Here is a 16,729-nt window from a genome sequence, read left to right on the forward strand (position 1 = left end):
GGCACATAAAAGAGGAATAAGTGCCCGGAAAACAGCAAAATGGAAAAATCGGGCACATAAAAGAGAAATAAGTGCCTGGAAAACAGCAAAATGGAAAAACCGGGCACATAAAAGAGAAATAAGTGCCTGGAAAACAGCAAAATGGAAAAACCGGGCACATAAAAGAGGAATAAGTGCCCGGAAAACAGCAAAATGGAAAAATCGGGCACATAAAAGAGGAATAAGTGCCTGGAAAACAGCAAAATGGAAAAACCGGGCACATAAAAGAGGAATAAGTGCCCGGAAAACAGCAAAATGGAAAAATCGGGCACACAGGAATAAGTGCCCAAAAAAACAGCCAAATGAAAACCCGAAGCAAGAGTTTCAAATATATAAAAAGTCCTAAAATCCTTCTTTAAAGGATAATATCCCGCCAAAAAGGAAGTTTACCATAAGCTCTATTCATAGTATACCCACGGCCGTTCTCCAAAGACCCTGTAATTTTTCTTTAACGTATTCCTTATTGTTTTTCTTGAAATATGCTTATCACACCATTCATATATTACTCTGGTAGTAATTTTTTCGTTAGGAAAAAGGTGCGCGAACTCTTTTACACTTCGTAATATGGTGTTAGATATTTCTTCTTCATACCCACATTTTGAGCATAAGCATTTACGTATCTTAACGGTAGGAGAGAGTATGCCACACCCCACACACATAATTCCTTTCTTTAGTAGAAGGAAATCGTATGTAGGCAAATTGTTATATGGGGAGAATGTGTGATGGCGAGATACCAATGTTTCTGCAAGTGTTTTATGTTTGGAATTTAGTTTTGAAGGGGTCATATTCACTTTATTAAAATATCTATTTATTTGGGTTGGAAAAATAAATGGGATATTACTCGGTGATTGGTATAACGTGAATTCGGGATTAACAAAAATGACATTAGAGGTGATTGGAAGTTGAAAGCCAAATGATTGTAGGAGCTGGCGTAGCAGGGAAGTATTTTTGTTCAGTTGGTGCAAAGGGTTACTAAGTTCTCTTTTGTTCTTTAGTGTGTAAAATCTGTCTAATTCGTAAATAAAATCCCCTTCAAAATTCTTTACTTCATTCAAAAAGATAGTTTCTTGTGTAATGATAATGGAATCTAGTTGAAAAAGATTATTATTCATTTTAAGGAGCAAATCGTTTAGGATATAGCAGTCGCACGTAAGTTTACCCATTATAGTATTGAACATCCATTCGCCATCTGTCCCTTTTTCGAGGTTATTAATGTCTTGCTTGTCTTTTTCGGTTAAGCTCATTCTCGCATTTAAAAGTTTCAGAGTATGTAACGCCTGAGGTTCATCTCGGTCTTTATAAATCATAATTCACCTTCCTTCTCCACTCCAATTGTACCACCTGTATGAAAATGCCTCTAATCGGTAAAACTATATTTTCCATGCAAAATAGCTCAAAAAACCGTTTTTTATTTTGAAAGTTTACGCAAACTTGGTAGGATTCTCTCAGAAGTTTAATGGGTGTTTCAAATTTTTCCTTGGGTAAAAACTTTTTCCTCCCTATGATTAAGATGGGTTTGTATAAAAAGGTTGCTGTAGACCCACACGATATTTACTTGGTAAACTATTCAAGCATTGAGTAGGGGGTCATGAAAGAATGGAAGAACAGAGATATTCAAATTTAAAATTAGGTGAACGCGGGGCAATCTTAAGCATTATAGCTTATGTGATTCTTTCCGCATTAAAATTAATTATTGCGTCCATAAGTGGTTCAGAGGCATTGAGAGCTGATGGGTTGAATAATACGACAGATATATTGGCATCTATTGCAGTATTGGTTGGTTTGAGGATGTCACAGAAGCCAGCTGATGCTGATCATCCATATGGTCATTGGAAGTCGGAAATGATTGCTTCTTTAATTGCGTCATTTATTATGTTCGGTATTGGATTCCAAGTGTTATATAGCGCTTTTCAATCGATGATAAATGGAGTGACAGAGGCTCCTGATATGATTGCTGCTTGGACGGGCATATTTTCTGCGGTTGTTATGTATTTTGTTTATCGCTATAATAAAAAACTTTCCTTGAAAATTAAAAGTCATGCGGTGATGGCTGCAGCGAAGGACAATTTGTCAGATGCGTGGGTAAGTATTGGAACGGTGATTGCGATTGTAGGGTCACAATTTAACTTGCCTTGGCTGGATCCTCTTACCGCACTTATTGTCGGTGGGCTTATTGTAAAGACGGCATGGGAAATCTTTCGGGTTGCATCGCATCAGTTAACCGATGGATTTGATGAAAAATTAATGGAAGATTATAAAGATATGGCAGATAAAGTGGATGGAGTAAGTGGTGTTAAAACAATAAGAGCTCGGAGCTATGGAAATAATATTGTGGTCGATCTTGTCATTACAGTAGATGCTAATTTGGATATCCATGCAGCACACGAGATTGCGACAAATGTAGAAAATTCTTTAATACAAAGTTTTGAGATATATGAGGTCCATGTACATGTAGAGCCACATTGAATTATTTAAAATAGAAACATGTTCGCTCTCCTTCTTCGTAAACAGCCTTGAAAAATCCAGGCAGTCATTGGTAAACTAAGTATGAGGAAGGGGTTTGGGCATGTTTTTTATTGTGGTAGCAATTGTCGCAAGTATAGGCTTTTTCAACACTTGCGTAACGATAGCAAAAAAAGTTAAAAATGGACAAGATGAGAGATCTGACAAGTATGTAGTGTCTTGTATGTTAGGCATTGCGCTTTTCTGTATTCTTACGATCACTGCACATTAAAAGTCCGTCTTGGAAGTAGTTCTCACTTTTTTAGCTTTTACAAATAGTATATAATTATCAGATAATAATAGATATTTTACACTATAAAGAATGATTATAGTTTATAATTAAGATAAAAATAGTATGTTTTAGTTTTAGTGGCGACTTGCTTTGTAAATGTTAGCGGGGATACCTGCTTTTTTTTATAAATTTAGGGGATGTGGAAGTAATGAGCAGCTTACAGAAAAAAACAGATGTTATCTTAATTGGTGCCGGGGTCATGAGTGCGACATTAGGATCGATACTGAAAGAGTTAGCACCAGATTGGAATATTAAAGTGTTTGAGAAGCTTGGCGGCGCCGGAGAGGAGAGCTCCAACGAGTGGAACAATGCCGGAACAGGACATGCAGCATTGTGCGAGCTGAACTATACGTCTGAGAAACCTGATGGGTCGATAGATATTAGTAAAGCGGTAAAAGTAAATGAACAATTTCAGCTTTCTAGACAGTATTGGTCTTATCTTGTTAAGTCGAAATTAATTAAAAATCCGCAAGATTTTATTATGCCGATTCCTCATATCAGCTTTGTCCAAGGGAAGCAAAATGTCTCGTTTTTGAAAAGGCGAATGGAAGCGTTGTCAAACAATCCTTTGTTTCATGGAATGGAATATACGGATAATGCGGAAAAACTAAAGGAATGGATTCCGCTTATTATGGAAGGCCGTACTTCTAGTGAACCGATTGCAGCAACGAAAATCGATTCAGGGACAGATGTAAACTTCGGCGCATTGACGCGGATGTTATTTGAGTATTTAAAAACGCAAAAGGTCGAGGTTCATTATAAACATAGTGTGAAAAATATCAAGCGTACAAGTGACGGTTCTTGGAACGTTAAGGTACAAAATTTAAACACGGGCAAATCAGAAAATCACACAGCAAAATTTGTCTTTATCGGCGGCGGCGGAGGTAGTCTTTCGCTGCTGCAAAAAACCGGAATTCCTGAATCCAAAAATATTGGAGGGTTTCCAGTTAGCGGCCTGTTTTTAGCATGTAATAATCCCGAAGTGGTAGAGCAGCATCATGCAAAGGTTTATGGGAAAGCGAAAGTTGGGGCACCTCCTATGTCAGTGCCTCACTTGGATACACGATACATTGACAATAAAAAATCTTTGCTGTTCGGACCGTTTGCTGGTTTTTCGCCTAAGTTTTTAAAAACGGGGTCAAATCTAGATTTACTTGCTTCTGTGAAACCGAATAATGTCTTAACTATGCTAGCTGCAGGAGCAAAGGAAATGGCATTAACGAAATACTTGATCCAGCAGGTTATGTTATCGGAAGAAAAAAGAATGGAAGAGTTACGGGAATTTGTTCCAGCTGCCAAGAGTGAAGATTGGAAAATCATCTTAGCAGGTCAACGGGTTCAAGTAATAAAAGATACAGAGGCTGGTGGCAAAGGGACTTTACAATTTGGAACCGAGGTAGTGAGCGCTTCTGATGGTTCGATTGCAGCTTTACTTGGGGCATCACCTGGGGCTTCCACTGCTGTTCATGTGATGCTTGAAGTACTTGAAAAATGCTTCCCACAACATATGTTCAAATGGCAGGCTAAAATCAAGGAAATGGTACCTTCATATGGGGTATCCCTCGTAGAGAATCCAGAACTATTCCAAGAGCTTCACCATTCCACTGCTAAAACGCTTGGCTTATATACAGCGAAAAAAGAAGTGGCCTATCATTAATAAATCAAAACGCATGAAATCAGGTACAAACTCTGATTTCATGCGTTTTTTATTTAGGTTTCCTTTTTAAGCACGAAACTTGTATACATTCTTTGCATTTTTGTATGCTAAAAGTATCCTTACAAAGGGAAGTGATAGGGTTGGGTAAAAAGTATATTCGAGACCATTGGAAAGTGAAATATAATAAAAATGGCTATCCGCATGTCCAGCAAGGATGGATATTGCCCCCGGAGCGTATGGAGGAGTATGATCCATTTATTTTAATGGCCGATGATTGGTTTAAACGAGGAACTTTTTCCGATCATCCTCATAAAGGATTTCAAACTATTACGTATGTGATAGATGGGAGATTGGAACACACAGATAATAATGGAGGGCACTCTATTCTTTATGCGGGGGATGTCCAGTATATGAATGCAGGAAAAGCCGCACGCCATGCAGAGGAAGCGGTGGAAGATGATTTGATTCATACGTTGCAGCTCTGGCTTAATCTACCGAAAGCTTTAAAACAAACCGAATCCTCCTATCAGAATATCCTGTTGGAAGAAGCCCCCGTGGTAGAGTTGGATAATGGCTTTATCCGGATTTATTCTGGTGAGGCAGAGAATTTGAAGGGTCCGATGGATGCTCTAGTGCCGATTAATATGTTTGAGCTTTTTCTTAAGAAAGGGGCTAGTCATTCTCTCAGGCTACCACGGAATCATAATGGGCATATCTATATGCTTCAAGGAAAAATGACATTTACAGGCGATGTGACATTAACAAAAACCGATGTCGGTTTGCTTTCATACCAAGGGCATGCTGCCGATGATGAGACAGATATTTTGCACATAACAGCAGAAGAAAGATCGAGAGTCCTAATTTATACTGGAAAACCAATAGGAGAGCCTGTTGTCGCCAGTGGACCGTTTGTAATGAATACAGAAGAGGAAATCCAAGAGGCATTCCAAGATTTTCGCATGGGACGGTTCGGTCCTTCCTCGCAATGACTAAAAGTTAAATTAACTAAATAACATTGCCCCGTAGTAGTTTTGAATAATTGTTGCAAGCTTCGGGGTCTTTTCTGTATTTATACATTTAATTGTATAGGACTTTCAATTAACATTTTGTATAATTTAGTAGCGGTAAATAAATATTGCCCTTTCCAATAGAAAACGAATATAGAGGTTAACATACATGTCATTTTTATCACAATCTGAAAACATATACATCATGGAAGGGGAATATTCCTTCTGGATGGTCTTATTGTCTGTCGTAATAGCCTGTTGTGCTGCCTATACCGCTTTATCTATGAATCAACGAATGCAACAGTCTAGCTTTTTTCATAAATCCTTTTGGTTATTGCTTGCATCTATAGCGATGGGGCTTGGGATATGGTCGATGCATTTCATTGGGATGAGTGCCTTCATGCTGCCTATTGCGATGAAATATGATGTTTTTTTGACGGTAGTTTCTGTTTTTCCGGCAGTATTTGCTTCCTATTTGGCCTTTTATCTGGCAAATAGAGAGAATTCGACACATTGGCAGTACATGGTTGCTGGGATTGTGATGGGGTTAGGGATTTCATCGATGCATTATATCGGAATGGCTGCAATGAAGATGGATGCATCCTTCACTTATAGACCACTCCTATTCATTACGTCCATTATCATTGCCATTGTGGTCTCGTATGTGGCATTGTTTGTTTTTTCTACCTTGCAAGAATATATGGGCAATCAATGGATAAAAATTTTAACCTCCATTTTGATGGGATTGGCTATTACAAGTATGCATTATACAGGAATGTTTGCCGTGGTTTTCTACACGGAAATTCCTGTTGAGGAACATTTGCATCATATGCACATGATGGATATGACTTTACTAATCTTGATTGTGACGATAGGGATTTTTTGTTTACTTATTATTTCCGGTCTCACAAGCCTGCTAGATCGTTATGTGGATTATCGCTTAAACCACTATGATGCGTTGACGTTATTTCCTAATCAGAGATAATTTGAAAAAGATACAAAAGAGAAAAAGATAACAGGAAGTTTGGCCATATTACACATTCATCATATGGAGAAGTGGATCAACATGTATGGCTTTATGTTTGGTGACAGAATTATTAAGGATATTGGATCGAAGTTAGAAGCCCACCTTCCATCCTACAATACAAAAGTGTATCGGATTGATGGGAATCGCTTTGCTATTTTAACCACGGATGAACATATGGATGAACAGATAAAAAAATCTTTGGAGAAGGTGCTAGCAGCCTATAATAAACTGGTTTATATAGATAGCTATCATATTCAAGTGGAAATGGTTTGTACCGTTTCTTTTACTAAAACGAAAAAATCAGTTGCTGATTTATTCTCTGATTGTATGGCTGTCCTCCAACATCCTTCCATACGATATCAGCATGAACTTGTAGAATACAATCCAACGATCCATACGTTCAGTATAGAAAGACTAATTGTACAAGATATTACCAAAGCGATGGAGAATGAGGAATTATTTTTAGTTTACCAGCCGAAAGTTCATTCCAGAAATCTTCAAATCACTGGGGTAGAAGCGCTATTACGCTGGAAACATCCTACTGAGGGATTCATTTCACCAGCAACCTTCATCCCTATTTTAGAAGAGAACGGAAAAATTCATGAAGTGACAGATTGGGTCATTGATAAGGTTTGTGCTCAAATTGCCGAATGGAAACAAAGAAGGGTGTCCGTCCCACAGGTGTCAATCAATACCCCTGGTACATACGTAACATCTGCTCGATTATTGCAGGTTTTACAACACAGCATGCAACGCTACCATATAGACGGACAGTTTATAGAGCTTGAAATTACGGAAACAAGTGTGATTCATGATATGGAAAATGCGATAAATGCTGTGAAACAGTTCCGGATGCTTGGTCTCTCCGTTGCACTAGACGATTTTGGAACAGGGTTATCTTCGTTATCCTATTTAAGACGGATCCCAATAAATACGATTAAAATTGATAAGTCTTTTGTAAAAGAAGTCCCATTATCTGAAAAAGTTTCAGCGCTATTAAGTGCAATCATTACATTATGTCACTCGTTAAAATTAACTATCATTATCGAAGGGGTGGAAACGGAGGAACAAATCTCTTTCATTTCATCCATCGAGAAAGAGCTGCAAATACAAGGTTATTACTATTCTAAACCACTCCAAGCAGGGGAATTAGAAGAGTGGCTGAAAAAGCAACTATCTGAATTTACAATATAAAAGCTAGAAGAGTTGACTTCATGGTTTGTTACAAAACCATAACGAATGAGTCAGCTCTTTTTGATTATTACAACAATTAACCGTCATTTTTTAGCTATTGATTTTTTATGATAGAGTTAATATATTGGAATAATAGCTTTAAAAGAAATAAATGATAAGACAAAGGAGGTTTACCATGTTTTCAAAGAAAAACACCAACCAAGATTTATTACAAAAACCGAAAAGTAATTTGAATGCATTCATAGGTGCAGCCTTCTTGATGGGTATTTCGGCAGTTGGCCCAGGCTTTTTAACTCAGACAGCTGTTTTTACGGAAACATTATTAGCAAGCTTTGGATTTGTTATTTTAATGTCCATCATTTTAGATATAGGTGTTCAAGTAAATATATGGAGAGTTATAGCAGTATCGAAAAAAAGAGGGCAAGATATTGCCAATATGGTCTTACCTGGCCTTGGATATTTCCTTGCTTTTGCTGTAGCTTTAGGAGGCTTGGCCTTTAATATCGGAAACATTGGCGGAGCAGGTCTTGGGATCAATGTTATATTTGGAATAGACGTACGAATAGGAGCTATCATCACTGCAGTTATTGCTGTAGGAGTATTTATGTCCAAAGAAGCAGGAGTGGCAATGGATAAAATTGTCCGTTTTTTAGGGCTAGTGATGGTAATTTTAACGATTTATGTTGCCTTTAAAAGCGAGCCTCCTATGGCAGAAGCGGCTTTACGTACCTTTATGCCTGAGACGATTGATATGTTTGCCATTATTACACTTGTCGGAGGAACAGTGGGCGGATATATCACATTTGCAGGTGGACACAGACTATTGGATGCAGGCATAAGCGGACAGGAAAACTTGCGTAAAGTGACGCAAAGCTCTGTTTCGGGTATCATGATTGCATCTGTGATGAGAGTATTCTTGTTTTTAGCAGTTTTAGGAGTCGTATCTACTGGTTTCAAATTAGACCCTAGTAACCCAACAGCTTCTGTCTTCCTTGAGGCAGCTGGTACGGTTGGATATAAAATGTTTGGTGTTGTACTTTGGGCAGCGGGTATTACATCTGTAATAGGTGCAGCGTATACATCTGTTTCCTTTTTAAAGACATTATCCAAAACAATTGAACGCAATAATTCTAAATTTATTATTGGTTTTATCATCATATCGACGATTATTTTCACGTATATTGGGGAGCCAGTTTTACTATTAATTTTAGCAGGTGCTTTTAACGCCTTAATTCTACCGATTGCACTAGGTACTTTGTTAATTGCAGCCTATAAAAAATCAATTGTTGGAGATTATAAGCATCCTTTATGGTTGACTATCTTTGGGGGAATCGTAGTCCTTGCTACAGCATATCTGGCTATAGTAACCTTGATGAATCAAGTACCGAAACTGTTCTCTTAAGTAATGATTCAAGGAGGAACCGGCTATGAAGGTAAATTACTCTCCATTAGGAGATAAGGGTATACAATTACTTTTTGATACAAAAATTTCGAAACAAACAAATAGACAAATAAGAGTTTTTTCAGATTACCTTAAGAAAAACGCAATCCCTGGAATCGAGGAAATGGTCCCAGCCTATACAACATTGACCATCTTTTATCTTCCTGAAAAAATATCTTACCAATCATTGGTGGATAAATTGGAGAAGATAAAAGAGGCAGTTCAATGGGAAGATATTGGAAAATCATACACAGTATTTGAAATTCCTACGTTGTACGGAGGAGAAGTAGGACCAGATATAGCGGAGGTTGCAAGTTATAACGGGTTGACAGAGGAAGAAGTGATTAAGCTTCATACTTCTGCAGACTATCTTATCTATATGATGGGATTTGTGCCAGGTTTCCCTTATCTTGGGGGCATGGATCCGAAGTTAACCACACCTCGCAGAGAGAATCCAAGGTCGAAAATTGAAGCAGGTTCTGTTGGTATAGCAGGAGAACAAACAGGTGTATATCCATTAGAAACACCTGGTGGATGGCAAATTATCGGGCAGACTCCCATACCATTGTACAATCCCGAAAAAGAGGATCCTATTCTGCTCTCAGCAGGTAACTACCTGCGTTTTGTTCCAATCGATAAAAAAGAATTTGGCGAAATTAAAGAAGCAGTTGAAAAAGGGGAGTACCAAGTAAAGAAAGTAGTCAAGGAGGGAGAGCCTGATGAAATCAGTTGATTTAAACAGTGATTTAGGAGAAAGCTTTGGAATATATACGATCGGAAATGATCAAGAAGTGTTGAAGTATATATCATCTGCAAATGTGGCGTGTGGGTATCATGCTGGTGATCATAACGTATTACTTCACACAGTGAAGGCTGCGACAGAACTCGGTGTTTCCATTGGGGCACATCCAGGTTTTCCAGATCTAGCAGGCTTTGGACGCCGTGAACTCAATATGCATCCTAGTGAAATATATAACCTAATAGTCTATCAAATTGGTGCCATTCAAGCGGCTGCGACGGTTCACGGTACGAAAGTAAACCATGTGAAGCCGCATGGTGCACTATACAATCTTGCTTCAAAAAATGAACGGATTGCCACTGCTATTGCCAAAGCCATTTATCACGTCAATCCCGAGTTGATTCTGTTTGGACTTGCTGGAAGTCAGCTTGTTAAGGCAGGACAACGTGCAGGCTTACAGGTTGCATCTGAAGTTTTTGCAGACAGAACCTATCAACCAGATGGAACACTTACCCCTAGAAGCGAACAAAATGCAATGATCCATGATGAAGATGTTGCTGTAGAAAGAGTGTTAAGAATGGTAAACGAAGGGAAAGTAACTGCTGTAGATGGGCAAGACATTGCTATTAAGGCAGATACCATCTGTGTACATGGGGACGAACCGAAAGCTCTGGATTTTGTAAAAAAGTTAAGAGAGAAATTATTAGCTGAAAAAGTAACAATCAAGCCTTTTGGAGAGAATGCTCATGGCTAAACCATTACTAAAAGTCCTTAAACCAGGACTCCTTACTACTATTCAAGATAAAGGGAGAATGGGATTGCAAGAGTATGGTGTCGTTGTCTCGGGAGCAATGGACATATTTTCCCTCCAAATCGGAAATATACTTGTGGGAAATGACAGGTATGAAGCTGGACTTGAAGTTACGCTGATGGGACCAGAACTGGAAGCACTAGACAATCTGGTGATTGCTATTTGTGGAGGGAATCTGTCTCCAAAAGTGAATGGGAAGAGTGTCCCGATGTGGAAAAGCTTCCAAGTCAAAAAGGGAGAGTTGATTGAATTTGGTAGACCAATAGATGGTGCACGAGCCTATATTTGTGTGGCTGGTGGTTTCGATCTTCCAGAAGTAATGGGAAGTAAATCCACCTATATCAAAGCAAAAGTAGGCGGCATTAACGGTCGTGCTCTCGAAAAAAATGATATTCTACATGGAAACGGCGGCAATGAGGCAAAATCGGGGCGGGCGCTACATCCTAGAGAAATCCCAAGCTATTTAAAAGAAATGGAAATAAGGGTGTGCTTAGGCCCTCACCATGAGGATTTTACATCCAATGGGTTAGAAACGTTTCTCTCTTCCACGTATGAAATAACGCCGCAGTCAGATCGGATGGGCTACCGAATGAAAGGGAAGAAGCTTGAGCATCACTCCTCTGCTGATATTATTTCTGAAGCCATCCCTCTTGGGGGAATTCAAGTTCCTTCAGATGGACAACCAATTATTCTAATGGCAGACAGACAGACCACAGGCGGTTATACAAGAATAGCAACCGTTATTTCTGTTGATATTCCTTTGCTTGCACAAGCTCCCCCTGGTACAAAAATTCGTTTTCAAAAAGTAACAATAGAGGAAGCACAACAGCTTTATTTGAAAAAAAACAAGCTTTTAAGTATATTAGAAAAGATCAAATAATGACGAGCCTGCATCATCGTAATTTATTACATGGTCAGGCTCCTTTTTTGTTGGAATAGTACGGTTGTTTGGAGGCATGAGGAAAAATGAAGATAGAAAACATTCTTGTTACAGGTAGGATTTATCAAGAATTAAAAGAGTTGATACCTCAAAGAGTAGATAAAAACATGCTTTTTCTCCCGGAGAAAAACGTAAAAGCTGAAGATCTAGAGTGGGCAGATGCCTATGTAGCTTTCCAACCGACTGCTAATTTCCATTTTGGAAACTTGAAATGGGTCCATTCTCTAGGTGCAGGTGTAGATCGTTATTTGGATTTGCCTTCTTGGAAATCAGATGTGCTGCTTACGAGAACCATTACCTCTTTTGGTCAAAGAATTGGAGAATTTGTTCTTAGTCATATTCTACATGATCTTCAACACCACAAGAAGTTTCAACAGCAACAACTAACAAAAAAGTGGCAGGTTGAGCCGCCAAAATTATTATGTGATATTAATGTAATCATTTATGGGACAGGTGAAATCGGTCAGGAGGTCGCAAGAATACTCTCGTTCTTTAATGTGACTGTCTATGGCATTTCCATAAGCGGTGAAGCTATAAAACATTTTAGTAAGGTAATGAAATCGGCAGATCGAGCTTTATTACAACAGGTGGATTACGTTATTAATACGTTACCTTTAACCCCTATGACGAATCATTTTTTTGACAGCACTTTTTTTGAAGTATTATGGGATACGACATTTATCAATGTGGGCAGGGGTATGTCTGTTCAAGTAGAAGATTTGTTAAGAGCATTGGAAAAAGGATATGTTAAAAGGGCTGTACTGGATGTTTTTGAAATCGAACCTTTGCCATCTGAAAGCCCATTATGGACACATTCAAAGATTACCATCACACCGCATATATCTGCCATAACGACACCTGAAGAAGCAGTTGAGTGCTTTTTACAAACATTACAGGACGTAGAAAACGAACAATTGCCGAAAAATTCTGTGGACTTACAGAAAAACTACTAATTGTGTTAAATCAAATTTCTACAATGTTCCACGTGAAACGCTAAATATTTCATGAATTTTATTAAACTTTAAAAAAAGCATTGACTTGATAATGATTATCATTAAAATAGTAATTGAGAGTGATTATCATTTTGGTTTACATAAGGAGTGTCAAAAATGAAGAAATTTACTTTGTTAAGTCTTATGCTTGCTTTTATGCTAGCGTTAACAGGCTGCATAAGTAGCATTAATAATAACGGAAATGGAAATGCAAGTGGAAATACACCAACTGAAAACACTGATGAAGATCAAGCAACAGATGAGCAAGAGGCAGGCGAAGTTAATTTATATACAAGCCGTCACTACGAAACAGATCAAGCACTTTACAAGAAGTTCGAAGAGGAAACCGGAATTAAAGTCAATGTAGTGGAAGGTAAAGGCGAAGAGTTAATGGAACGCCTTAGCATCGAAGGGGATGCAACAGAAGCGGACGTTTATATTACTGCAGATGCAGGTAACCTTCACCAAGCAAAAGAAAGAGAATTATTACAGGCCGTAGAGAGTGACGTATTGGGAGCAAACATTCCTGAAAAGCTTCGTGACGAAGACAATCAGTGGTTTGGTTTGACAAAGCGCGCACGTGTTATTGTCTATGCAAAAGACCGTGTGAATCCGGAAGAGCTTTCCACATATGAAGCATTAACTCAACCAGAGTGGAAAGACCGTTTAGTAGTTCGTTCTTCCGAGAATATGTATAACATGTCTTTATTGGCATCTTTCATTGACATCATGGGCAGAGATGAAGCAAAAGAATGGGCACAAGGCATTGCTGATAACATGGCACGTGACCCAGAAGGGGGCGACCGCGACCAAGCTAAAGCGGTAGTAGCTGGAGAAGCAGACGTTGCCATTATGAACACATACTACATTGGCGTGATGCTGAATGGAACAGATGCCGAAGAAAAGAAAGTAGCAGAAAACGTGGGAGTTTTCTTCCCGAACCAAGACACAACAGGTACACACATCAACATTAGTGGTGCGGGTGTAACAAAGCATGCTAAAAACAAGGAAAATGCCATCAAGTTTATCGAATTCCTTAGCGGGGAAGAAGCCCAAGGACAATTCGCAGAAGCAAACTCAGAGTATCCTGTTAATGCAAATGTAGAACCCTCCGAACTCCTCAAATCATGGGGTGAATTCAAGGAACAAGAAATTAACTTATCTGTTTTAGGAAAAAACCAACAAGAATCCATCAAAATCTTCAATGAAGTAGGCTGGAAATAAGGAAAGCGGATGGCGGCTTGTCAGAATTGCTTAGCAAGATGCCTTAGATGCGGCGTATAAACTTCGATTAGTAGTATGATCTGACGCTGGACACTGGATATCGATGGAAACGATGTTTTTATCGACGAAAGTGGGGAACAAATCGACGAAAGCGGGCAATTTATCGACGGTAACCTTGTGAATATCGACGAAAATGAGGGCGATATCGACGGCTCGACAAATTCTGACTGAATATGCGACCGACCCAGCTTTCCGTTTTACCCCCTGTGCCATCGTGCATACGGTTAAACCTAACTAATCGCCAATCCATCATAATTTGTGAACAAGCTATGAACCGAAGCACATCTGAATAGTGCATTCGGTTCTATTAATTTGTCAGACTATATTCCATTTGAGAATGATTTTCGTTATAATTTAGACTGATGGGTTTTACGAATGAAGGATGTGTCCTCTGTGAATCGGTTTCATTGGTCGAGAGTACGCCACAAAGGCTGGGCTCTTGCAAGCATTATTTTCATAACGATTATTTTAATACCAAATATATTAATTGCTGTTGAATTCTTTACAGAAGGCAACGAAAATTGGCTGCATATTAAAGAATACCTTTTAAAGGACTATCTTCAAAATTCAGTGGTGATTATTCTATTTACCGCACTTGCTACCATGCTCATCGGAACAAGTTTGGCATGGCTGATTACGATTTATGATTTCCCGTTAAGAAATTTTTTAAAGTGGGCATTAATACTTCCGTTAGCCATTCCACCATACATTGCTGCCTATACGTTCCATGGCATCTTGAACTATACAGGTGTTATTCAAACAACTTTGCGTAATTCTTTTGATATTCAGGTGAACCAATCCTATTTCAATATCATGAGTATTCATGGAGCAATTTTCATCTTTACAGTTACACTTTTTCCGTATGTGTATGCCATTACAAGAAGCTTTTTCCAAAGTCTATCAGCTTCTGTTTTAGAGAATGCGAGATTGCTTGGAGGCAATGATATTGACACCTTTTTTAGGGTGGCAATGCCGATATCAAGGGCTGCTATTGTAGGTAGTGTGACACTAGTAATTTTAGAAGTACTGAATGATTATGGGGTGACGAGCTATTTCGGCATTCAAACGGTAAGTACGGCAATTTTTAGAACGTGGTATGGCATGATGGACTTGGATTCGGCATTGAAGCTTGCCGGCACACTCATGATTATTGTCATGTTTGTGTTAGTTTTAGAGAGAGTGCTAAGAGGAAGAAAGAAATTTTATGATCCTTCCTCTAAAATTCGTCCGATACAGCCGAAAAAGCTTACTGGGGCGAAAGCTTGGGGTGTATTTGCGTATTGTTTTGGTATTTTTACACTTGCTTTTATTATCCCAATGCTGCAGCTATTACGCTGGGCATTCATGACATATGAAAAAGTATTCAATGCACAATTCATTACACTTGCGAAAAACTCTGTGTTGGTTGCCACGATTGCATCAAGTTTAATTATTATCATTGCACTGATTATTTCTAATTACACGCGCTTACAGCCAGGAATGTTCACAAAGGTAATCTCAAGAGTCACAACGCTTGGATACTCGATTCCAGGTGCAGCAATTGCGATTGCCGTAATCACCATTTTTATGTCACTGGATCAATACATCGTGTCTATTTTGGCACAATTCAATTTAAAACCGGAATTTGTCTTACGGACAACGCTCGTCATGTTAATTTTTGCGTATGTCATCCGGTTTTTAGCGATTGGATTTAATAATATTGAAGCTGGTTTTGAAAAGGTGGGGAACCGTTATTCTGAAACGTCAAGAATGCTTGGTGCCTCCACTATAAGGACGTTTTTCCTTGTCGATCTACCTTTATTAAGAGGGGCTATTGCCAGCGGATTTATTTTAGTATTTGTGGATATTCTAAAAGAATTACCGTTAACTTTATTTTTACAGCCATTTAATTTTCCTACACTTGCCACACAGGCTTTTAAATTTGCTAATGACGAACGGGTCCAAGAAGCTTCCATCGCTTCTCTGATGATTATCTTCATTAGTGCGCTATGTATTTTCATTTTTCATCGCGTACTAGATAAGGGGGCAAACTGATGTATATTCAAATAAGAGATTTGCAATTCCAATATAAAAACACGAATAAAAGTACGCTCGATCATATTCAAGTGGATATTGAGCGTGGGGAAATTGTCTCGATTCTTGGAAAAAGTGGTAGCGGGAAGAGTACTTTGTTACGTATTATTGCAGGATTAGAGGATCCGACTGGTGGGAGTATGGTCGTAAATGGCCAGGTAATCTTTGATAAAAAAACCTTCATCGCTCCTGAAAAAAGGGGAATTGGTGTTGTATTCCAAGATTATGCGTTGTTTCCTCACATGACTGTTGCACAAAATGTTAAGTACGGATTGCGAAAAATGAATAGAAAGCAAAAGCAGGATCGTTTGGAGGAAATGCTTTCACTAATTAACCTAGTGGATTATGGTCATCGTTATCCATACGAGCTAAGTGGCGGACAGCAACAACGTGTGGCTCTTGCACGTGCTCTCGCTCCGTCACCTTCCTTACTGCTTCTTGATGAGCCATTTAGTAACCTGGATGCTCACTTGCAAGAAAAAATTCGTGATGAATTAAAGGAAATCCTCAAAAAAACCGGCATTACTTCGGTTTTTGTAACACATGATTTCGCAGATGCAAAAGCTATTGCTGACCGTATCCTTTATATTGATGAAGGACAGCTGGTCAACAGAGCCTGCGACCTTGTGATGAGTTAATCTCTAACGGGATTACAATTTGGACAAGTCCACCAGTGCATTTTATGAAGACATTTCTTATCAAGTTTTCGACTTGTTTTTGCCCTCATAAAG

15 protein-coding genes are annotated in these 16,729 nt (G+C 38.7%); 14 read left to right on the plus strand and 1 reads right to left on the minus strand.

The window, feature by feature from the left end:
* A partial coding sequence (locus LRP81_RS03640) for a hypothetical protein (RefSeq protein WP_230499897.1) occupies positions 1-385 on the plus strand: 385 nt, incomplete at its 5' end.
* Between the two features lie 52 nt (positions 386-437).
* Here the strand turns inward: LRP81_RS03640 and LRP81_RS03645 are convergent.
* The gene (locus LRP81_RS03645; RefSeq protein ID WP_230499898.1) at positions 438-1,346 is read right to left on the minus strand and encodes a nuclease-related domain-containing protein; all 909 of its coding nucleotides are present in this window, start codon (positions 1,344-1,346) and stop codon (positions 438-440) included.
* Between the two features lie 289 nt (positions 1,347-1,635).
* Here LRP81_RS03645 and LRP81_RS03650 point away from each other — a divergent pair, with 289 nt between their 5' ends.
* From LRP81_RS03650 to LRP81_RS03710, 13 genes are all read left to right on the plus strand, one after another.
* Positions 1,636-2,505, plus strand: a complete 870-nt coding sequence (locus tag LRP81_RS03650) for a cation diffusion facilitator family transporter (protein ID WP_230499899.1) — start codon at positions 1,636-1,638, stop codon at positions 2,503-2,505.
* 476 nt (positions 2,506-2,981) lie between these two features.
* Positions 2,982-4,490 carry a malate:quinone oxidoreductase gene (locus tag LRP81_RS03655; protein ID WP_230499900.1) on the plus strand — a complete coding sequence of 503 codons (1,509 nt, stop codon included), beginning with the start codon at positions 2,982-2,984 and terminating at the stop codon, positions 4,488-4,490.
* Between the two features lie 140 nt (positions 4,491-4,630).
* Positions 4,631-5,479: a pirin family protein gene (locus tag LRP81_RS03660; RefSeq protein WP_230499901.1), complete on the plus strand. Its 849-nt coding sequence runs from the start codon at positions 4,631-4,633 to the stop codon at positions 5,477-5,479.
* A gap of 187 nt (positions 5,480-5,666) precedes the next feature.
* Positions 5,667-6,482: an MHYT domain-containing protein gene (locus LRP81_RS03665; RefSeq protein WP_230499902.1), complete on the plus strand. Its 816-nt coding sequence runs from the start codon at positions 5,667-5,669 to the stop codon at positions 6,480-6,482.
* A 27-nt stretch (positions 6,483-6,509) separates the two neighbouring features.
* Entirely contained in the window at positions 6,510-7,718 is a 1,209-nt protein-coding gene (locus LRP81_RS03670; RefSeq protein WP_263458226.1) for a putative bifunctional diguanylate cyclase/phosphodiesterase, read from the plus strand.
* A gap of 175 nt (positions 7,719-7,893) precedes the next feature.
* Positions 7,894-9,120 (plus strand): NRAMP family divalent metal transporter, encoded by a 1,227-nt coding sequence (locus LRP81_RS03675; protein WP_230499904.1) that lies wholly within the window; start codon positions 7,894-7,896, stop codon positions 9,118-9,120.
* A 25-nt stretch (positions 9,121-9,145) separates the two neighbouring features.
* On the plus strand, positions 9,146-9,892 hold the full coding sequence (gene pxpB / locus LRP81_RS03680) for a 5-oxoprolinase subunit PxpB (protein ID WP_230499905.1): 747 nt from the start codon (positions 9,146-9,148) through the stop codon (positions 9,890-9,892).
* Positions 9,879-10,652 (plus strand): LamB/YcsF family protein, encoded by a 774-nt coding sequence (locus LRP81_RS03685; RefSeq protein ID WP_230499906.1) that lies wholly within the window; start codon positions 9,879-9,881, stop codon positions 10,650-10,652. Before pxpB ends, LRP81_RS03685 begins: the two co-directional genes overlap by 14 nt.
* A complete protein-coding gene (locus LRP81_RS03690) occupies positions 10,645-11,589 on the plus strand; it encodes a 5-oxoprolinase subunit C family protein (RefSeq protein WP_230499907.1) in 945 nt (314 codons plus the stop codon). The genes LRP81_RS03685 and LRP81_RS03690 overlap by 8 nt, the downstream gene beginning before the upstream one ends.
* Before the next feature lie 86 nt (positions 11,590-11,675).
* Complete coding sequence (locus LRP81_RS03695; RefSeq protein ID WP_230499908.1) at positions 11,676-12,602, plus strand: D-2-hydroxyacid dehydrogenase; 927 nt, start codon at positions 11,676-11,678, stop codon at positions 12,600-12,602.
* Between the two features lie 156 nt (positions 12,603-12,758).
* On the plus strand, positions 12,759-13,865 hold the full coding sequence (locus LRP81_RS03700) for a Fe(3+) ABC transporter substrate-binding protein (protein ID WP_230499909.1): 1,107 nt from the start codon (positions 12,759-12,761) through the stop codon (positions 13,863-13,865).
* A 453-nt stretch (positions 13,866-14,318) separates the two neighbouring features.
* The gene (locus LRP81_RS03705) at positions 14,319-15,959 is read left to right on the plus strand and encodes an ABC transporter permease (protein ID WP_230499910.1); all 1,641 of its coding nucleotides are present in this window, start codon (positions 14,319-14,321) and stop codon (positions 15,957-15,959) included.
* The gene (locus tag LRP81_RS03710) at positions 15,959-16,636 is read left to right on the plus strand and encodes an ABC transporter ATP-binding protein (RefSeq protein ID WP_230499911.1); all 678 of its coding nucleotides are present in this window, start codon (positions 15,959-15,961) and stop codon (positions 16,634-16,636) included. Before LRP81_RS03705 ends, LRP81_RS03710 begins: the two co-directional genes overlap by 1 nt.
* Positions 16,637-16,729 lie beyond the last annotated feature (93 nt).

The sequence above is a fragment of the Sutcliffiella rhizosphaerae genome, assembly GCF_917563925.1.
Taxonomy (GTDB): Bacteria; Bacillota; Bacilli; order Bacillales; family Bacillaceae_I; genus Sutcliffiella_A; species Sutcliffiella_A rhizosphaerae.